This window comes from Micromonospora sp. NPDC093277, assembly GCF_044765245.1.
In the GTDB taxonomy this organism is placed as follows: domain Bacteria; phylum Actinomycetota; class Actinomycetes; order Mycobacteriales; family Micromonosporaceae; genus Micromonospora.
In genome coordinates this window covers 302,864-321,423 of sequence record NZ_JBIWJO010000008.1, presented here as the reverse complement: position 1 = coordinate 321,423, position 18,560 = coordinate 302,864, and the positions used below count along the sequence as shown (strand labels likewise).

Sequence of the window (18,560 nt, the reverse complement as noted above, 5' to 3'; positions counted from 1 at the left end):
CTCACGGGAACGGGTGGGGAACGGAGTGGATCTCGTCTTCGTGCAGGTCGCGGTCGAGCAGCCCGGCCTCGCGGAACGCCGTACGCAGCCGCGGCGAGTGTGGGGCCCGCTGGCGCATCCATCCGAAGTCGATCGGCAGCAGCCCGGGTACGACGACGCTGGCGTTGCGGAGGCCGAGGTCGCGCTGCTCGGGCGTGGTCTGGTCGACGGCGATCACGTCGAATCCGTGTGTGGTCACCGTCTTGAGGCAGTGTTCGAGGTCGTCGCGGAGGTCGGTGGAGACCGGCGGGCCCGGACGGTCCCGCTCGTACAGCTCGCTCATCGGCACCGGGCTCGGGCCGCGCTCCAACAGGAACGCGGCGTGGTGCGCCATCTCGGGCAGGCCGTAGAGCAGCGGGTGGTCGTGCAGCCCCTGCACCTCGGAGAAATCGGCCACCATGCGGCGCAGGCGAGGCTCGTTGGCGCCGGCGCGTACCCGGACCATGACCGAGTCGGTGGCGATCTCGCACAGGGCCGCGGTGATGGCGGCCTGCGGGTCGAGGCTCGCGCCACCGCCGAAGGCCAGCGTGCCCAGGCCGCCGTCCTCACGGACGGCCACCGCGGTGATCACCGGGATGTCGAAGGTCATCCGGGTGTCGAAGAATCTGGCCCGGTAGCCGTACATCGCCAGCCGGTCGATCATCATGCGGGTCTGCGGCCGGTCGATGCTGGCTGGGTCGATCTCCGGCAGGGGCCGCCCGCCGTACCAGGCCAGCAGGAACGCGTCCCGCTCGACCGCCTCCATCAGGCCGTGGTAGACCGCCTCCACCATGGACCCACCGGAGGCGCAGCCGTTGGACGTCTCCTGCACGAAACGCTCGTCCACGGTAGCCGTGTGGTAGTAGACGAGGATCTCCGGCACCAGCCGTGGCCGCTGGTCACGCAGCGACCAGCCCCAGACCCAGGTAATCGGCCGATCCGGGTCGAACCGGTGCACGTACGGGTTGGCCCGATAGAAAGCATCCTGGTAGAGGCCGCACTCGCGCGGGTCGAGGGCATCGTCGCCCAGCTCCCGCAGGGTCGCGGTGACCACCGTACGCTTGCCCCTCGGGCGCAGCCCGGCGGCGCGTTCGAGCCCCTCCAGCACGGCGATGCGGGAGCTCTGCCGGTAGCCGTCGGCGTGCCCGCCGTACAGGGTCTCCCGCAGGTAGCGGCCGGTGCGCAGGGTGAAGGAGCCGATCGCCGGCGAGGTCGACAGCGAGGTGACGTCCTGCCACAGGGTGGCGCCGAGCGCACCGCAGACCGGGTTGGCGAACGCCTCGACGTCCAGCGGGTAGTCGTCCAGGTCGTGGCCGCGGAACGCGCCCGGCGCGCACTTCGGCGTCGAACGCAGCTCGATCGCGGCGAGTTCGGGCGCGTCCGGGACGGCACGGCCGCACCGGGGGCACTCCGGGTCCGGCACCAGCGGAACCCGGCGCACCTGCAGGGTGTGCAGGTCGACCTGGAGCACGGCACTCGGACCGTCGTCGGGCGTGGCGCCGGCGCCGTACGCCTCGATCAGGGCGTGCAGGAAGTCCGCGACGAACGCGGTCGCGTACGGCGACGGGCCCACGGCGACGGTGTCGCCGCCGAGTTCGACCGCGTCGCGCAGATCGCGGTGCCGCACCGCCTGCCACCGCCGCGCCAGACAGGTCGGGCACGCCGCGGCCCGCGGCATCGGTCCGAGCAGCGCCAGGTGCCCGTACAGCAGCACCCGGGGCGCGCGGGCCCGCTCGGCCGGCGCGCCCAGCTCGTCACGTACCCCGAGCGCGACCACCTCGACGTCGCAGCCGCGCCGGGCGAGCAGTCGCGCCAGGCCGGCGCAGACCAGCTCGTCGACCGCCGCCGGTACGGTGGCCACCTCGCTTCGCTCGGCGGCCGCATGAGGCCCGACCGCACCGCGCCTGATGATTCGCTCGCTCATCGGTCGTCCCCGCTGGCCAGCAGCACCTTCACCGCGACGAGACCACCTGCCGCCAGGTCCGTCCCACCGACCGGCGCCACCAGCACGTCGTAGCCGTGTTCCCGCAACTGGCCGAGGACGTCGGCCCACCGGTGCGCCCGTCCCGTACCGGCCTCGACCTCGGCGTGCACGGCCAGCGTGCCCGCGTCGAAGTCGACCAGCACGGGGTCACCGCTGTCCGGGACCGTGTCGGGCGCCTGCTGGTGCGCCTGCGCCTGCCCCAGCAGGTCGCGCAGCGCCGCGACGGCCGCGACGGTCCAGACCGGGTCGACACCCAGGGCGTACGACCACTGCCGGCGGTCCTGGTCCCAGTGGCGCGCGAGCAGCACCGCCATCCCGGTGGCGGGTTCGGTGCTCAGGTCCAACAGCTCCGTCGCGACGCCCAGGTTCGCCGCGGACTTGGTCAGGAAGACCAGCTCCGGGTGGGCGCCGACGGTGTCGAGGCGAACCTGCCGCACCGTGCCACGGCCGCTGACGGCCTGCCGCAGCGCGAGGTGGCCGAGCGCCGAAGCCAGCCCGGCGCGGACGGCCTCGCCCAGGTCGCTGCCCGCTCCCCCGCCGGCGCAGCTCGGCTCCACGCCGCGCCCACGGTTGGCGGCCCCGAACGGCTCCAGCGCCGCCACCGGCACCGCCGCCACCTCGCCGGTCAGCAGCGAACGCGCCGCGGCCCAGGATTCCGTGGTGGTGTCGGTCCAGCCCGACGCGACGCCGAGGCGGGTGGCGGAGAGCCGGGGAGCGCCGTCCGGGGCGGTTCTCGCGACCGCGGCGTGGCCGGTGTGGGCCACGGCCGCGACGCGCAACGCCCGCAGCCTGGCCGCGGCGACATGATGAACGTCGAAGGCGTGCACGGTCCGGCGGCGCCCGCCGGCGTCGGTGAACTCGACCGTGCCGACCTTGATCGGGGTCTGGTCCCACCGTTCGTCGTCGTAGCGGCGGAACACGCCCAGGTGCGGCTGCAGCAACGGCTGGTGGGCGGCCAGCCGTGCCACGGCGGCCTCGGCCTGCGCGGTCGGGTCCGCCTCGGCCTCGTCGTCGGTGCGCGCGACGTCCAGCTCGACGTCGTCCCAGGACAGCTCGGGCGGCTCCGGGCGGCAGAAGACACACCCCGGGTGGGTCAGCAGCGGTTCGGTCAGGACATCGAGCGACGCGAGGTGCTGCACGATCACGCTGCCGTCGGTCTCGGCCGGCAGCGCCCCGGTGGTCAGCCGGAAGACCTCGTACGCCAGCAGGTTGCCGACCATCGCCGCCAGCGGTCCCGACGGGCTGGCGGCGACCGGTGCGGCGCCGGAGGGCAGTGCCGCGGCCCGCCACACCTGCGCGGCCGCGCCCGTCCCGTCGTTGTCGGCGAGTCGCACCATCGCGCAGCTCCAGCAGCCCCGTCGGCCCTCACCCTGCACCGGGCCCACCAGCATCCGCTCCCCGGCGACCCACGCGGGCAGGAGCAGCCGGTCCTGCGGGATTCCCGCCGCGAGCAGCCGCAGGGTGTCGCGGGGGGCGTCGTCACCGGCGGCGACGAGGACGATGTCCACCTCGTCCAGATCGGACCATTGGACGTCGGGGCCCACGCTGGTCAGCGCCGTGACCGTCGCGGCGCAACCCGCCGCGCTCAGCTCGGCCAGTTCCGCCGTGAGCGCCGGCGCGATCGCGGGTGGCACCGTGACCGCGGCGGCGCCGTTGCGCAGCAGGCTGACGGCGCAGGCCCGGGCGACGGGGCCGGTGCCCAGCACGGCGACCCGGGTCGTTCGGAAGTCGGCGAACCGCCGGGCGGCCCGGTCGGTGTAGTGGTCGACGTAGGCGAGTTGCGCGGCGAAGTGCTCGGCGACGGCCGGATCCAGGATCGCCGCCGGGTCGGCGTCGTCGTCCGGGATGTCGCGGGCGAAGCCTCGGTCGTAGAGCGCCTTGATCAACTCGCCGATCATGGCGCGCTGTGCCTCGGGCAGCGGGGCGCAGATCTCGGCGACCCTGTTTCGCCCGTTGAGATGCGGGACGAGCAGCGACGCCAGCCGGTACGCGGTGGCGGAGGAGAGACGGAAGCCGCTGTTGGCGTTGTGGAACAGCACTCCGTCCTCGGTACGGGTGAACAGCACGTCGTGGCGCATCCGCGGCCGTGTCTGAGCCACCGTCTCGTAGCCAGTGCTCATCACAGGGTTCCCTTCGTTCGGTACGGGTGTGGTGGCACACCATCGGGGTGGGTGTAGCGGTCGGAGACACCTCGTGCGTGCAGCCTCAGCAGGTCTCTGATCCAGTAGTGCGTCGCGGCCTCTTCCACCAGGCTGTGGTCGACGAGTTCGTCGAGGAGATCGCGGGCCGTGTGCGGCTCGGTTTCCAGCAGCTGCGCGGCCCGGTCCACGGTGATCGTGTCGAGGGCGGACCCGGCCAGGCGGACGAACGCTCCGGCCAGCGTTCCCCCGGCCCGGTCCAGCGCGTCGTCGAAGCGGAAGCCGAGCGACATGCCCGGATCACCGGGCAGGCTCAGTCGGCCGATGCGGTCCGCGCGTAGCCACTCGACCGCCTCGGCGAGGGTCATGCGCGAGCGCAGCAGGATGCGGGTCGCGGCGATGCGCAGGGCCAGCGGCAGATGCTGGCACAGCGCCGCGAGTTCCGCGGCGGCCTGCGGCTCGGCTCCCACCCGTTCGGCCCCCAGCACGGCACTGAGCACCTGAAGGGAGTCGCTGGGGTCGAGCGGTTCGAGCCGGTGCAGCCAGCCACCGAGCCGCGCGACCAGACCGGACAGGCTCTGCCGGCTGGTCAGGACCATGACGTCGCCGGGTGCCAGCAGCGCCGGTAGTCGCAGTACCTGGGCGGCGTTGTCGACGTCGTCGAGCAGCAGCAGCCGCGGGCCGGTGCGGGTGCCGTCGCCGACGGCCAGCATCTGCCGCTCGGCGTCCTCGGGCGGCAGCGCCGCGCCCGTCGCGGACCGCATCTCCACGGGCAGCAGTCCACCGGGGAAGTCGTGAGCGACGAGATGGGCGACCTGTCTCGCCAGCGTGGTCTTGCCGACGCCCGGCACGCCGCTGAGCACCACGATCGTGGTGCCCGCCCGGAGCCGGTCGACGATGGCGCGGCAGAGCGCGACCCGGCCGACGAAGCCGGGTGCGGCCGTGACGCGGCCGAACTCGGGACCGGACCGCGCCGCCGGGCCGGCCGGGGCAGGCGGGGCGGGTGGGGTAGGCGGGGCGGGTGGCTCGCCGCGCAGGATGGTGAGTTCCAGTTCGCGCAGTGCCGGGCCGGGATCGACGCCGAGTTCGTTGCCGAGATGTTCCTTGATGCGGCGGAACTCCGCCAACGCGTCGGCCTGTCGGCCGGTTCGGTACAGCACCTCGACGAGCCGCGCGGAGAACCGCTCGTTGGCCGGGTAGGCGCGGGTCGCGGTCCACAGGTCCACCAGCGCCGATCGGTCCCGGCCCAGGCCGATCTTCAGGTCGCAGACGCGCTCGATCACCCGGACGCGCTCCTCGCTGATCCGGGGTACGACGTCCCGGTGCAGCGACTCCGACGGCACGTTGGCCAGCATCGGGCCGCTCCACAGTGCGAGCGCCTCCTCCAGCATGGCCAGTTCGGCCTCGGGGTCCGGCTCGTCGCGGGTCTGGCGGATCAGCTCCCGGAAGCGCATCAGGTCGACGGTGTCCGCGGTGGCCGTGATGCGGTAGCCGCCCGGCACCGTCTGGATCACGCTGCCGGTGATGCCGTGTCGGGCGAACATCTGCCGCAGCCGCAGCGCGCATGTCTGCAGCGCGGCTTTGGCCGAGGCGGGCCGCTCGTCGCCCCAGATCGCCTGTTGCAGCATGGCGACCGACACGACCTCGTCGGGGTGCAGCAACAGCGCCGCCAGAAGCGAGGTCACCTTCGACGGTGGCAGGACCAGCGAGTCTCCGGCGCTGGTGAGCGTCAGGGGGCCGAGCACCCGGAAGGCCGCGGCCCGGGCGGGCGGCTCCGGCGGCGCGGCGCGCCACCCGGGCCGGCTCACCGGTTCACGGTCCATTGTGATCTTCTCGTTCCAGCGGATGAGGATCGGGCTAGCTGACCGTCCAGCCACGCAACGCCGGTACGACCCGTACCGCGCGCTCGCACACACGCTGGACGATGTAGTCGGATATTTCCTGTTCGGAGGCGATCGTGAAGACCGCGACCTCCACGCATCCGGCGATCGCGCGGGCATGGATGTGCCTGATGCCGTCGGCCGCGGTCGCGTTGAGCCACAGCAGGTCCGTCAGCTCGCCGGCGGACAGGTCGGATTCGTCGCGCGGCGGTCGCAGCGCGATCCGGGTGAGCAGCACGGCACTCCTCCGCTGAACCGGGCCGAACGGGTCTGCGCGCCTGCCCGCTCCGACCCGATCTCGCGGTGACGATCAGGCATCTCCACGGGCCAGATCCGCGCGACCCGAGATCACGATCCTCCGGCTGGCCTTCGGTTGTCGCCCGGTCCGCATACCGCGCCTCCTTCTGCCGCACGCCGCCATGCGATGTCGGGTAAGAGACTGCGGTCCGGCCACCGCTTACGTCACCACCCTTGGCACCGGCGGAACCGGCCGTGTCCGGTTCCGGCAGGGCAGGGAGACCCCGTCGAACATCGCCGATATCCCGGGGCAGGACCCCCCTGTCGCCCCGGTGAACATCCGACGGCGGGGCCGGCCAGGTCAGGGCCGCCCTGGCCAGGGATTTGTTACGCGCCGGCCACGAATTGGTCCTTGCGGAGAACGTGAAGTCAACTAATGTGGATCAAGGCAGAGATCAATATGGAGGCACACCTTGCTCGAACGGCTGGGAGTGTCGGCAGCCGCCGAAGCCGTCTACTGGGCCATGCTGGAACATCCGATGTGGGATGTCGACGAACTCGTCGCGAACCTCGACATCCCAGAGACAGCCGTCCATGACGCGCTGTCCGCCCTGGCTGACAACGCGCTCATCCTGCCCTCACGCAACCGCCCGGGAACCCTGCGCGCGGTGAGCCCACAGATCGGCCTGATCGCGCTGCTCGACCGGGCCGAGCAACAGACGATCGCCCAGCAGGCGGAGATCCAGGCGGCACGCACCTCGATCCTCGCCCGCGCCGCCAGCCACGACACCAGCCGGGAGCGGGAGGAGATCGTCCGGCTGGAAGGGCTCGACGCGGTACGCGACCGGCTGGCCGAACACGCCCGTACCGCCTCCGAGAGCTGCCTGACCCTGACCACCGGCAGGGCGATACCGGCAGCCGTCATCGAGACCGGCAAGACACTGAGCCGGATGGCCCTGTCCCGGGGCGTGACGATCCGTCACATCTATCAGGAGAGCATCCTGCGCGACGCCGACTCCCTCAGGTACGCCGAGTGGATGGCCACACAGGGTGAACAGTGCCGGATCGTGCCGGAGGCTCCCCTCCGCATGACCCTCATCGACCGGCGGTTCGCGCTCATCCCGATCGAGCCGAGATCCGGCCGCGGCGCACTGGAGATCCGCAGCAGCCGTCTGGTCTCGGCGCTGTGCCTGCTGTTCGACATGATGTGGGAGAAGGGCCGGCCCCTCGCCAGCCGGAGAGCGGGTGAGGGGAACGAGCTGACCGACCAGGCGGTCGCCATCCTGAGGCTGCTCCGGCGGGGGCGCACCGACGAGGCCATCGGCCGCCAGCTGGGGCTCTCCGAGCGCACCGTACGCCGCACCGTGTCCGACCTCATGAAGCGCCTCAACGCCGAGAGCCGCTTCCAGGCCGGCGTCGAGGCCGCCCTCCGCGGCTGGATCTGAGCAGCCTGCGATCTTGGACAGTTACCGTTCCATCGGCGCGGCAACTGTCCAAGATCTCGGCCACTGCTCCCGTCAGGCGCCGCGCAGGGTGGCGCCGAAGCGGCGGGCCGCCTCGGCCACCGCCGCGTCGCGGGCGACCACCGCCTCCTCGCCGGCGAGCGTCCGGTCCGGGGCCCGGAACGTCAACTTGTACGCCAGCGACCGGCGGCCCGCACCGAGCTGCTCGGAGGCGTACACGTCGAAGAGCCGGACGTCCTCCAGCAGGTCGCCGGCCCCCTCGACCAGGGCCCGCTCGACCTCGGCGGCGGGCACCGACTCGTCCACCACCAGCGCCACGTCGATCAACGCCGGCGGGAACGTGGAGACGGGCGGGCCGGTCACCATCGGAGCCGCGGGCAGCGCGTCCAGGTTCAGCTCCATGGCGCAGGTGCGGCGGGGCAGCTCCAGCGTCGCCACCACGGCCGGGTGCAGCTCACCCGCGTAGCCGACCGTGGCGCCGTCCACCAGCAGTTCGGCGCAGCGGCCGGGGTGCCAGGGGGCACGCTCGGCCGCCCGCACGGTGACCCGGTCGGCCGGAATGCCGGCGGCGGCGAGGACCTCCCGACCCGCCTCGACGGCGTCCGCCCAGCCGGCCGCCCGGCCCGCGCCCCACCAGCCGGCCGGATCGAGCTCGCCGGCCAGCGCCACGGCGACGTGCCGCGGCTGGTCCGGCACCACCGCGTCGGCGCGGGCGAACTCCTCGTCGGTGGGCCGGCGGTCCACGCCCATGGCCGGCGGGGCGCCGACGCCGGGACGCGGGTGGAACACCGCGCCGATCTCGTAGATCGCCACGTCACGCTGACCCCGGCCGACGTTGCGCTTGAGGATGCCGAGCAGCGGGCCGAGCAGCGTGGTACGCAGCAGCGGCTCCTCCTCGGACAGCGGGTTGGCCACCCGTACCGCCGGACGGCGCGGGTCGCCGGCCGGCAGGCCGAGCTGGTCGGCCAACTCGCCGGAGACGAACGGGTGCGCGAGCACCTCGACGTACCCGCGCTCGGCGAGCGACCGGGCCACCGACCGGCGGCGCTGCTGCTGCCAGGTGAGGCCACGGCCGGGCGGCGCGGTGGGCAGCACCGACGGCACCCGGTCGTACCCGTCGAGGCGGACCACCTCCTCGACCAGGTCGGCCGGGTCGGTGAGGTCGGGCCGCCAGCTGGGCGGAGTCACCGTCAGCGCCTCGGCGCGACCGGCGGCGGCCACCCCGGCCTCGCCCGGGTCCTCGCCGAGCCGGTCGGTGCCCCGCTCGACCGTGCAGCCGACCTGCTCCAGCAGCTCGACCACCCGCTCCGGCGAGTACGCCACCCCGACCCGCCGGGTCGACAGGTCCACCGGCAGGATCACCGGGGTACGCGGCCGGACATGGTCGAGGTCGAGGATCTCCGCGCCGGCGCTGCCGCCGGCGTGGTCGGTGAGCAGCCGGACCGCCTTCTCCAGCGCGATCAGGGGCAGGGCCGGGTCGACGCCCCGCTCCCAGCGCTTGGCCGCCTCGCTGAACAGCTTGTGCCGGCGGGCGGTGCGGCCCACCATCGCCGGGTCCCAGTGCGCCGCCTCGAAGAGCACGTTCGTGGTGGAGGCGACGACCTCACTGGTCTCGCCGCCCATCACCGCGGCGAGCGAGATCGGCCCACTGTCATCGCAGATCACCATGTCCTCGGCGACCAGCGCCCGGGTCACCCCGTCCAGGGTGGTGAGCTTCTCCCCCGGCTCGGCGCGGCGGACCACCAGCGGCCCGGTGATCCGGTCGGCGTCGAAGGCGTGCATCGGCTGGCCGAGTTCGAGCATCAGGTAGTTGGTGATGTCGACCGGCAACGAGATGCTGCGGATGCCGGCGACGGTGAGCCGCCGGGCCATCCAGCCGGGCGTCTCCACGGTCGGGTCGACGCCGTGGACCATCCGGGCGGCGAACCGGTCGCAGCCGACGGTGTCCCGCACCTCGACCGGGTACGCCGGCTCGGCGGTGCCGCCCGGCGCGTCCCCGGCGGCCGGGTCGCGGAACGGCACGCCGAGGGCGTGCGACAGCTCACGGGCGATGCCCCGCACGCTCAGCGCGTACCCCCGGTCGGGGGTGATCTCGACGTCGACCACCACGTCGTCGAGCCCGACCACCGGGCGGGCGTCGTCGCCGGGCTTGGCCGCGAGGTCCTCGGGCAGCACGATGATGCCCGAGTGGTCGTCACCCAGGCCCAGCTCCTTGGCGGAGCAGATCATGCCGTTGGAGTTGCGCCCGTACGTCTTGCGCGCGCCGATGGCGAAGTTGCCGGGCAGCACGCCGCCGGGGAGGATCACCACCACCCGGTCGCCCGGAGCGAAGTTGCGCGCCCCGCAGACGATCTCCTGCGGCTCGCCGGTGCCGTTGGCGGCGCCGACATCGACCCGGCAGAACCGGATGGGCTTCTTGAAGCCGGTCAGCTCCTCGATCTCCAGGACCTCACCGACCACCAGCGGACCGGTGACCGACTCCCGCAGGTCCTCGATGGACTCCACCTCGATGCCGAGGTCGACCAGCGCCTGCTCCAGGTCGCCGGTGGGCAGGTCGGCGGGGAGATCGACGTACTCCCGCAGCCAACTGACAGAAACTCGCATGACTGTTAAACCACCGTCTCCGTAACTCGTGCCCGCACCGTCAGACCCCGAACGCGCGGGTGAACCGCACGTCGCCCTCGGCCATGTCCCGCATGTCGCTGACCCCGTGCCGGAACATCACGGTCCGGTCGATGCCCATGCCGAACGCGAATCCGGAGTAGACCTCCGGGTCGATGCCGCAGGCGCGCAGCACCCGCGGGTTGACCATGCCGCAGCCGCCCCACTCGACCCACTGCGGCCCGTCCCGGTGCTCCGGGAACCAGACGTCGAACTCGGCCGACGGCTCCGTGAACGGGAAGTAGTGCGGGCGGAACCGGGTCTTCGCCCCCTCGCCGAACATGGCCCGGGCGAAGTGGTCCAGCGTGCCGCGCAGGTGCGCCATGGTGATGCCCTTGTCCACCACCAGGCCCTCGACCTGGTGGAAGACCGGCGCGTGGGTGGCGTCCAGCTCGTCGGTGCGGTAGACCCGGCCGGGCACCACCACATAGATCGGTGGCTTACGGGTGAGCATGGTGCGCGCCTGCACCGGTGAGGTGTGGGTGCGCAGGACCAGGCCGGAGCTGTCGGCCCCCGCCGGCGGGGCGATGTGGAAGGTGTCCATCAGGCCACGCGCCGGATGGTCGGCGGGGATGTTCAGCGCGTCGAAGTTGGTCCACTCCAGCTCGACCTCGGGGCCCTCGGCGATCTCGTAGCCCATCCCGATGAACAGGTCGCTGATCTGCTCCATCAGCGTGCTGAGCGGGTGGCGGGCACCGCGCGGCCGGCGGTCGTACGGCAGGGTCACGTCGACCCGCTCCTCGACCAGCACCCGCTCGGCCTGCTCCTGTTCCAGGACCTCCTGGCGGGCGGCGTACGCGGTCTCGATGGCGCGGCGGGCCTCGTTGACCCGCTTACCGGCGTCGGACTTGGCGGCCGGCGGCAGCGCGCCGATCTCCCGGCGGGCCAGCGAGACCGGGGCCCGGTCCCCGAGGTGCGCGGGGCGCAGCGCGTGCAGCGCGTCCGGGTCGGTGGCGGTGGCGAACGCCTTTTCGGCCTCGGCCACGGCCCCGGCCAGGGCGTCGGGGTCGAGCAGGGCGACCTGCTTCGGGTCGTACGGATCGTTGCGGTAACTCATGGCGAACGGGACTCCCTCACGGCGTCGCCGGCCCTCACGGGCGGCTAGGCGAGTCTACGGACGCGCGGCTTCGCCGCAGCCCGCCGGTGGGAGTTACGCGGGGGGAAGGGTCAGGCCCGCCGCCCGCCGACACCGGCGGGCTGGCTAAACGAACGCCGTGGCGCGTTCATCACGTGGACGACTCCCCCTGCTGTGTTCGCGCTTGACGGAGGTCAGCGCAGTGCTCTCGCTGAAGAGTACAGGCAGACGGCCGCCGCCGCAGCCAGGTTCAGGCTCTCGGCGCGCCCGTGCAGCGGCACCCGGACCCGGGCGTCGGCCGCCCCGGTCAGCTCCTCCGGCAGGCCGTGCGCCTCGGAGCCGAAGAGCCAGGCGGTGGGGGTGGCCAGCCGGCCGGCGTCGGCGAGGTCGTCGAGGTCGCTGTCGCCGTACCCGGTGGTGGCGAAAACGGTCATCCCGGCGGCGCGGAGCGCCTCGACCGCCGCGACCGGGTCGGCGGCGCGGACCACGTCCACATGGAAGAGGCTGCCGGCGGAGGCCCGCACGCACTTGCCGTTGTACGGGTCGACCGCGTCCCCGGCGAAGACCACCGCGCCCGCGCCGGCGGCGTCGGCGGTGCGCAGCACGGTGCCGGCGTTGCCCGGGTCGCGGATCTCGGCGAGCACGGCGACCAGCCGCGGCCCCCGCGCCAGGGCGGTGTCCAGCGGTACGTCGAGTTGCCGGCAGACCGCGACCAGGCCCTGCGGGGCGACGGTCTCGGCGAGCGCGGCGAGTGCCTCGTCGGTGACCTCGGAGACCGGCACGTCCGCCCGGGCGGCCCCGGCGGCCAGGTCGGCGTACCGGTCGAGGGCGGCCGGGGTGCCGAAGAGCTCGACGACGGTGCCGGCGCGGGCCAGGGCCTCACGGACGGCCTGCGGTCCCTCGGCCAGGAACCGGCCGGTGGAGTCGCGGTCGCGGCGGCGGTGCAGCCGGCGGGCCGCGACGACCCTCGGGGTACGCGGAGTGAACGGGCCGGAGACAGCGTCGAGGCGCCTCCCGCGCGATGGTGACTGCATGGGGGACGCCTCGATCTGCTGCTTCGGGTGGTGGATCAGGCGGCCTGAGCCGCGGCACCACCGGTGCCCTCGGCCGCCACGGCGGCGCGCGCGAGCTCGACGATCGCGGCGAACGACGCGGCGTCGTTGACCGCCATGTCGGCCAGGATCTTCCGGTCGACCTCGATGCCGGCCAGGCGCAGGCCCTGGATCAGCCGGTTGTAGGTCATGCCGTTGGCCCGGGCGCCGGCGTTGATCCGCTGGATCCAGAGCTGCCGGAAGTCGCCCTTGCGGTCGCGACGGTCCCGGTAGGCGTACTGCATCGAGTGCAGCACCTGCTCCTTGGCCTTGCGGTAGAGGCGGGAGCGCTGACCGCGGTAGCCGCTCGCGGTCTCGAGCAGGGTACGACGCTTCTTCTGGGCGTTCACAGCCCGCTTGACGCGTGCCATCTCAACTCCTTCTTCGGTTCAGGTGGCGCGCGTCAGCGGCCGAGCATCTTGTTGATTCGCTTGACGTCGGCCTTGGCCACCTCGACGGTGCCGGTCAGCCGGCGGGTGCGGGTGGAGGCCTTCTTCTCCAGGTTGTGCCGCATGCCGGCCTGCTGGGCAACGATCTTGCCCTTGCCGGTCACGCGGACCCGCTTGCCCATACCCGTGTGGCTCTTCATCTTCGGCATTGGAACGTCTTCTCCCCTGTTACTCGCCGGTGGTCCCGGCGGGCCCGGCCGCCTCGGCCGGCTCGGCCGCAGGCGCCTCGGCGGCGCCCGCCTCCCGCTCGCGCGGCGCGCCACCGCGGGCCGCCGTGGCGGACGCCTTCACGGCCCTGTGCGGCGCAAGCACCATGATCATGTTACGGCCGTCCTGCTTGGGAGCGGCCTCGACGTACCCCAGCTCCGAGATCTCGGACTCGAGCCGGCGCAGGAGCCGGTAACCCAGCTCCGGGCGGCTCTGCTCGCGACCGCGGAACATGATCGTCACCTTGACCTTGTCGCCGGCCTTGAGGAACCGCACCACGTGACCCTTCTTGGTCTCGTAGTCGTGCGGGTCGATCTTCGGCCGGAGCTTCATCTCCTTGATGACGGTCTGCTGCTGGTTACGCCGCGCTTCGCGCGCCTTCAGTGCGCTCTCGTACTTGAACTTGCCGAAGTCCATGAGCTTGCACACCGGCGGGCGCGCCATCGGCGCAACCTCGACCAGGTCCAGGTCGACGTCCGCGGCCAGCTGAAGGGCGCGCTCCAGCGGGACGATGCCCACCTGCTCACCTTCAGGGCCGACCAGTCGGACCTCACGTGCCCGGATCTGCTCGTTCACGCGTGGTTCGACGCTGATGGGGCCTCCTCGAGTCGAGTCTCCTACGGTGCCGACTCCGCGGGCTCCCGGGCGGGAGCCGACCCGGAAAGCAGAAGGCCCCGGCGCATGCCAGGGCCTACTCGACCGGTCAGCACGATCACATGATCGCGCATCCGGAACCGGGACGTGCCCGGAACCGGGGGACCGGACCCGGCCACCTTCGCGGCGACTCGGGTGGGAGCAGGCGCTCCGCTTCAGGACCGCCCACCCGTCAGGAACGGGGGCAGTCTGGTCGACCCCGCAACACTACACCCTCACCCCACCAGGCCCCAACTCGCCCCATCAGGGGCGGGTCAGTGGGGGGCGGGGTCGGCGGACAGGGCGGCGAGGTGGGCCTGGTGGAGGCGGCGCAGGGCGCGTACGCCCTCGACCGCGAGCTCCTTGTCGGCGGCCTGGAGCGCGATCATCGGCAGCAGGTCGTCGTCGTACAGCTCCAGGCTGGCCCACGGGGCACCGCGGTCGAACCGGACCCCGCGGATGACCTCCCACGGCAGCTCGTGCGAGCCGATCACGTTGCGGACCCGGACGCCCTTGGCGTCGGCCACCACCCGAGGGCGGGTGAAGAGCAGGATGCCGAGGGCGCCGAAGACGCCCAGCCCGATCATGGCGAGCTGGTCGCCCCGCTGGAACGTGCCGTAGCCGCTGCCGGTGCCGCCGGTCAACGAGGTGGCCACCACGCTGAACACCACCAGCAGAGTGACGGCCGCGATCCAGCAGACCAGCCGGATCCGTCGGGGCCGCACGGTCACCACTGAATCGCTGCGCTCGCTCACGCGACCAGTCTGCCACCTGGTTCGGGGGTGCGTTCCGTCGCCACACTGACGGGTGTCTGCCTCGACACGCCGGCGACCAGCACCGCGACCGCGGTGAGCCCGGCGCCGGCCAGCACCGGCCAGCGCGCCCCGGCGCCGCCGGACACCGTCAGGTCCAGCACCAGGGCGCCACCGAGCTGCCCGGCGACCAACGCCAGGCCGGTCCGCAGCACCCCGACCGTGTGCACGCCGACCAGCAGGGCGAGCACGATGCCGACCCCGAGCAGGCCGCCCACGTACAGCCACCACTGCCCCGGCCAGCGGGGTGCGGCGGCGAACGCCCCGACCAGCGCGGCCACGGCGAAGATGGGCGGGGTGCTGACGGCGAAGTTGACCGCGATGCCGGCGGCCGTGGTGCCGGCGGCGGAGACCCGACCGTTCAGCGCGGACTGGAGGGCCACCGCCAGACCACCGGCGACCGCGAGCAGGACCAGTCCCAACGCCAGGTCACCGACCGGGCGGCCGAACTGGGCGAGGGCCACCGCGGCGATGCCGAGCAGCCCTCCGGCGACCCGGGGCGCGGTCAGCGGCAGCCGCCCCACCGGGGACAGGCCGGCCCGGTCGACGGCCAGCCCGCCCAGGCTGCCACCGGTCACCTGGGCGATGGTGAACACGGCCACCCCGAGCACCGGCACGACGTACGTGCCGATCACCACGATCGCGGCCCCGCCGAGCCCGCCCAGGTACGTCCACCAGGGCAGGCCGGCCCGGCGCAGCGCGGCCAGCCCGGCCCGCATCGAGGGAAGGGCGACCAGCCCGACCAGGACGAGGAGACAGCCGCCGAGGTTGTTGACCACCGCGCCGAGCACCGGGTCGCCGGCCCGCTGCCCCAGCTCGGAGTTGACGACACCCTGCGCGGCCGAGGCCACCCCGCCGAGAACGACCACCGACAGGGCGGCCGGAGCCGGCAGCGGTCTCACAGCCGGCACGCGTGGATGTTGGTGACCAGGATCGCCCGAGCGCCCAGCTCGTAGAGCTCGTCCATGATCCGGTGCACGTCCTCGCTCAGGACCATCGCCTGCACGGCGACCCAGCCCTCGCGGTGCAGCGGGGAGACGGTCGGCGACTCGATGCCGGGGGTCAGCGAGCTGGCCCGGTCGAGCAGGCCGGCCGGCACGTCGTAGGCCAGCATCACGTAACGCCGGGCGACCAGCACGCCGTGCAGCCGGCGCAGCAACTGGTCCGCCTGCGCGCAGCCCGGGGCGCCGATCCGGCGGACCAGCACGGCCGAGGAGCGCAGCAGCGGCTCCCCGAACACCACCAGCCCGGCCTGGCGCAGCGTGGCACCGGTCTCCACCACGTCGGCGACCACGTCGGCCACGCCGAGGCGGATGGCGTTCTCCACCGCGCCGTCCAGGCGGATCACGTCGGCCTTGACGCCCAGCTCCGCCAGGTGCCGCTCGACCAGGCCCGGGTACGCGGTGGCGATCCGGTGCCCGCCGAGCTGCTGGACGGAGTCCACGTCCTCGGGGCGGGCCGCGAACCGGAACGTCGCACGGCCGAAGTTGAGGTCGACGACCTCCTCGGCCGGCGCGCCGGAGTCGAACAGCAGGTCGCGGCCGGTGATGCCGACGTCGAGGTCACCGGAGCCGACATAGGTGGCGATGTCCTTGGGGCGGAGATAGAAGAATTCGAGGTCGTTGGACTCGTCCCGGCAGACCAGGTCCTTCGGGTCGGTGCGCTGGCGGTAGCCCGCCTCGCGCAACATCTGGGCGGCCGACTCGGCCAGGGCGCCCTTGTTGGGTACGGCGACACGCAGCATGGGTGGAGTGCTCCTTCGATCGATCAGAATGATCAGCGGATGGGAACACTCAGAGATGTCGGTAGACGTCCTTGAGTTCGAGACCGGTGGCGAGCATCAGCACCTGGGCCTGGTAGAGCAGCTGGGAGATCTCCTCGGCGGCCCGCTCGGGCCCCTCGTGCTCGGCGGCCATCCACGACTCGGCCGCCTCCTCGACGACCTTCTTGCCGATGAAGTGCACCCCCTTCTCGAGCGCGGCGACCGTGCCCGAGCCCGGGGTGCCGGCGGCGGCCTTGGCCTGCAGCTCGGCGAACAGCTCCTCGAACGTCTTCACGGAAGGCGATTCTTCCAGCTTGCCGGCGGGAGGGCGCGCGGCGGGTCCGGCCCGGCCCGGTGGTCGGGACGGCCCGTCCGACCGAACTTGATCCACAACTGTGGGACAAGTCTCGGCCACACGCGTCCGCGGCCCTACCATGTTGACCATGGTGAATACCCCTCGTATCCTCGCGCTCGGCGCGGCCGGCACCGTGCTCGCCGCGGTCGCCGCCTGCGCGCCCCAGGACAACCCGTCCCCCACCCCGAACCCGCCCGCCGCGGCCTGCACGAAGGACAAGATGCCGACACGGACCACCGGCAAGCTCACCATCGCGACCGATGAGCCGGCGTACGAGCCGTGGTTCCGCGACAACAAGCCGGACAACGGCGAGGGCTACGAGGCCGCCGTGGCGTACGCGGTGGCCGAGCAGCTCGGGTACGCCCGCGAGGACGTCACCTGGACCCGGGTGAAGTTCGACGCCGCCATCGCCCCCGGGCCGAAGAGCTTCGACTTCGACATCAACCAGTTCTCCATCACCGACGAGCGCAAGCAGGCGGTCGACTTCTCCGCGCCCTACTACCTGGTGCGGCAGACCGTCATCACACTCAAGTCCTCCAAGATCGCCGGGAAGAACTCGCTGGCCGACCTGAAGAACGCCACCCTCGGCGCCCAGGTCGGCACCACCAGCTACCAGGCGATCACCGACGTGATCAAGCCGACCCGGAAGCCGCAGGTCTTCAACAACAACGACGACGCCAAGAAGGCGCTGCAGAACGGTCAGCTCGACGGCCTCGTCGTGGACCTGCCGACCGCCTTCTACATGACCGGCGCCGAACTCACCGACGCCACCATCGTCGGCCAGGTGCCGCAGGTCGGCGCGCCCGAGGCGTTCGGGCTGCTGCTGGACAAGGACTCACCGCTCACCCCGTGCCTCAACGACGCCATCAGCCAGCTCACCAAGGGCGGCACCCTCACCGAGCTGCAGCAGAAGTGGCTCACCCAGGCGGCCGGGGCGCCCGAGCTCACGTGAGCCTGCTGCTCCACACCCCCTCGGCCGCCCACCAGCGGCGGACCGCGTACCGGCGCCGGCAGACCGTCCGCAGCGTGCTGGTCGCCGCCTCCTCCACGGCGGCGCTCGGCACGCTGCTGGTCGTCGCGGTCACCGGCGCACCCGGCTGGGACCGGGTACGCCAGTCGTTCCTGGACCCGGCGATCGCCCGGGACGCCCTGCCGGCGGTGCTCGACGGGCTCTGGCTCAACGTCCGGCTGCTGGTCTGCTGCGCCGCCGGCTCGCTGCTGCTCGGGCTGCTCATCGCGCTCCTGCGTACGCTGCGCGGCCCGGTCTTCTTCCCGGTACGCACGCTCGCCACCGGCTACACGTACACCTTCCGCGGCCTGCCCCTGATCATCGTGATCTATCTGCTGACGCTGGGCGTGCCCGGATTGCGGTTGCAGGGCACGCCCTCGGTGCTGGTGCTCGGCGGGCTCGCCCTGGTGCTCACCTACGGCGGATACCTGGCCGAGGTGTTCCGGGCCGGCATCGAGTCGGTGCACCCCAGCCAGCTCGCCGCGGCCCGGTCGCTCGGGCTGACCTACCGGCAGAGCATGCGGCACGTGGTGCTGCCGCAGGCCGTCCGCCGGGTCGCCCCGCCGCTGCTCAACGACGTGGTCGCGTTGCAGAAGGACGTGGGCCTGGTCTCCCTGGCCGGGCCGATCGACGCGGTCCGCGCCGCCCAGATCGCCACCGCGCAGCACTTCAACTACACCCCGTACATCCTGGCCGGGGCGCTGTTCGTGCTGCTCGCCATCCCGCTGATCGCGGTCACCGACTGGGTGACGCTGCGCGCGGCCCGACGCCAGTCCGGAGGTTGAG

The 18,560-nt window shown here is 72.8% G+C and carries 17 protein-coding genes; 3 read left to right on the top strand and 14 right to left on the bottom strand.

Annotated features, from left to right (window positions below):
• Position 1: 1 nt before the first annotated feature.
• The 4 genes from ACIRG9_RS20285 to ACIRG9_RS20270 are packed head-to-tail and all read right to left on the bottom strand — an operon-like array spanning position 2 to position 6,258.
• On the bottom strand, positions 2 to 1,942 hold the full coding sequence (locus ACIRG9_RS20285) for a TOMM precursor leader peptide-binding protein (protein ID WP_402857790.1): 1,941 nt from the start codon (positions 1,940 to 1,942) through the stop codon (positions 2 to 4).
• The gene (locus ACIRG9_RS20280; protein ID WP_402857787.1) at positions 1,939 to 4,122 is read right to left on the bottom strand and encodes a TOMM precursor leader peptide-binding protein; all 2,184 of its coding nucleotides are present in this window, start codon (positions 4,120 to 4,122) and stop codon (positions 1,939 to 1,941) included. Before ACIRG9_RS20280 ends, ACIRG9_RS20285 begins: the two co-directional genes overlap by 4 nt.
• On the bottom strand, positions 4,122 to 5,963 hold the full coding sequence (locus ACIRG9_RS20275) for a BTAD domain-containing putative transcriptional regulator (protein WP_402857784.1): 1,842 nt from the start codon (positions 5,961 to 5,963) through the stop codon (positions 4,122 to 4,124). Before ACIRG9_RS20275 ends, ACIRG9_RS20280 begins: the two co-directional genes overlap by 1 nt.
• Before the next feature lie 34 nt (positions 5,964 to 5,997).
• Positions 5,998 to 6,258 (bottom strand): hypothetical protein, encoded by a 261-nt coding sequence (locus tag ACIRG9_RS20270; RefSeq protein ID WP_402857781.1) that lies wholly within the window; start codon positions 6,256 to 6,258, stop codon positions 5,998 to 6,000.
• 472 nt (positions 6,259 to 6,730) lie between these two features.
• Between ACIRG9_RS20270 and ACIRG9_RS20265 the strand changes: the two genes are divergently transcribed.
• Positions 6,731 to 7,702 (top strand): LuxR C-terminal-related transcriptional regulator, encoded by a 972-nt coding sequence (locus ACIRG9_RS20265; RefSeq protein WP_402857778.1) that lies wholly within the window; start codon positions 6,731 to 6,733, stop codon positions 7,700 to 7,702.
• Between the two features lie 72 nt (positions 7,703 to 7,774).
• On the opposite strand, the gene pheT is transcribed toward ACIRG9_RS20265, so the two are convergent.
• The 10 genes from pheT to ACIRG9_RS20215 all read right to left on the bottom strand — a co-directional run bounded on the left by pheT (position 7,775) and on the right by ACIRG9_RS20215 (position 16,723).
• Complete coding sequence (pheT, locus tag ACIRG9_RS20260; protein WP_402857775.1) at positions 7,775 to 10,324, bottom strand: phenylalanine--tRNA ligase subunit beta; 2,550 nt, start codon at positions 10,322 to 10,324, stop codon at positions 7,775 to 7,777.
• Between the two features lie 40 nt (positions 10,325 to 10,364).
• Positions 10,365 to 11,438: a phenylalanine--tRNA ligase subunit alpha gene (gene pheS / locus ACIRG9_RS20255; RefSeq protein ID WP_402857772.1), complete on the bottom strand. Its 1,074-nt coding sequence runs from the start codon at positions 11,436 to 11,438 to the stop codon at positions 10,365 to 10,367.
• A 212-nt stretch (positions 11,439 to 11,650) separates the two neighbouring features.
• Complete coding sequence (locus tag ACIRG9_RS20250) at positions 11,651 to 12,490, bottom strand: TrmH family RNA methyltransferase (RefSeq protein ID WP_402857769.1); 840 nt, start codon at positions 12,488 to 12,490, stop codon at positions 11,651 to 11,653.
• A gap of 35 nt (positions 12,491 to 12,525) precedes the next feature.
• Entirely contained in the window at positions 12,526 to 12,918 is a 393-nt protein-coding gene (gene rplT, locus ACIRG9_RS20245; protein ID WP_091087503.1) for a 50S ribosomal protein L20, read from the bottom strand.
• Positions 12,919 to 12,950: 32 nt separating this feature from the next.
• Complete coding sequence (gene rpmI / locus ACIRG9_RS20240) at positions 12,951 to 13,145, bottom strand: 50S ribosomal protein L35 (RefSeq protein ID WP_091117618.1); 195 nt, start codon at positions 13,143 to 13,145, stop codon at positions 12,951 to 12,953.
• 19 nt (positions 13,146 to 13,164) lie between these two features.
• On the bottom strand, positions 13,165 to 13,779 hold the full coding sequence (infC, locus tag ACIRG9_RS20235; RefSeq protein WP_402857763.1) for a translation initiation factor IF-3: 615 nt from the start codon (positions 13,777 to 13,779) through the stop codon (positions 13,165 to 13,167).
• A 332-nt stretch (positions 13,780 to 14,111) separates the two neighbouring features.
• Positions 14,112 to 14,570, bottom strand: a complete 459-nt coding sequence (locus ACIRG9_RS20230) for a PH domain-containing protein (protein WP_402857937.1) — start codon at positions 14,568 to 14,570, stop codon at positions 14,112 to 14,114.
• Between the two features lie 17 nt (positions 14,571 to 14,587).
• The gene (locus ACIRG9_RS20225; protein WP_402857760.1) at positions 14,588 to 15,559 is read right to left on the bottom strand and encodes a DMT family transporter; all 972 of its coding nucleotides are present in this window, start codon (positions 15,557 to 15,559) and stop codon (positions 14,588 to 14,590) included.
• Positions 15,547 to 16,392: an ATP phosphoribosyltransferase gene (gene hisG / locus ACIRG9_RS20220; RefSeq protein WP_402857757.1), complete on the bottom strand. Its 846-nt coding sequence runs from the start codon at positions 16,390 to 16,392 to the stop codon at positions 15,547 to 15,549. The genes ACIRG9_RS20225 and hisG overlap by 13 nt, the downstream gene beginning before the upstream one ends.
• Before the next feature lie 49 nt (positions 16,393 to 16,441).
• Positions 16,442 to 16,723, bottom strand: coding sequence for a phosphoribosyl-ATP diphosphatase (locus tag ACIRG9_RS20215; RefSeq protein ID WP_221623237.1), 282 nt, complete (start codon positions 16,721 to 16,723; stop codon positions 16,442 to 16,444).
• A 130-nt stretch (positions 16,724 to 16,853) separates the two neighbouring features.
• Between ACIRG9_RS20215 and ACIRG9_RS20210 the strand changes: the two genes are divergently transcribed.
• Together ACIRG9_RS20210 and ACIRG9_RS20205 are read left to right on the top strand one after the other, a co-directional pair.
• Positions 16,854 to 17,717, top strand: coding sequence for a transporter substrate-binding domain-containing protein (locus ACIRG9_RS20210; protein WP_402857754.1), 864 nt, complete (start codon positions 16,854 to 16,856; stop codon positions 17,715 to 17,717).
• Positions 17,714 to 18,559, top strand: coding sequence for an amino acid ABC transporter permease (locus ACIRG9_RS20205; protein ID WP_402857751.1), 846 nt, complete (start codon positions 17,714 to 17,716; stop codon positions 18,557 to 18,559). The genes ACIRG9_RS20210 and ACIRG9_RS20205 overlap by 4 nt, the downstream gene beginning before the upstream one ends.
• The last annotated feature ends 1 nt before the right edge of the window (position 18,560 follow it).

Coding starts and splice junctions, on each gene's coding strand:
- ACIRG9_RS20275 (WP_402857784.1), bottom strand. CDS start 5,963: ATGGACCGTGAACCGGTGAGCCGGCCCGGGTGGCGCGCCGCGCCGCCG.
- ACIRG9_RS20280 (WP_402857787.1), bottom strand. CDS start 4,122: ATGAGCACTGGCTACGAGACGGTGGCTCAGACACGGCCGCGGATGCGC.
- ACIRG9_RS20210 (WP_402857754.1), top strand. CDS start 16,854: ATGGTGAATACCCCTCGTATCCTCGCGCTCGGCGCGGCCGGCACCGTG.
- rpmI (WP_091117618.1), bottom strand. CDS start 13,145: ATGCCGAAGATGAAGAGCCACACGGGTATGGGCAAGCGGGTCCGCGTG.
- hisG (WP_402857757.1), bottom strand. CDS start 16,392: ATGCTGCGTGTCGCCGTACCCAACAAGGGCGCCCTGGCCGAGTCGGCC.
- rplT (WP_091087503.1), bottom strand. CDS start 12,918: ATGGCACGCGTCAAGCGGGCTGTGAACGCCCAGAAGAAGCGTCGTACC.
- ACIRG9_RS20250 (WP_402857769.1), bottom strand. CDS start 12,490: ATGCAGTCACCATCGCGCGGGAGGCGCCTCGACGCTGTCTCCGGCCCG.
- ACIRG9_RS20285 (WP_402857790.1), bottom strand. CDS start 1,942: ATGAGCGAGCGAATCATCAGGCGCGGTGCGGTCGGGCCTCATGCGGCC.
- pheS (WP_402857772.1), bottom strand. CDS start 11,438: ATGAGTTACCGCAACGATCCGTACGACCCGAAGCAGGTCGCCCTGCTC.
- pheT (WP_402857775.1), bottom strand. CDS start 10,324: ATGCGAGTTTCTGTCAGTTGGCTGCGGGAGTACGTCGATCTCCCCGCC.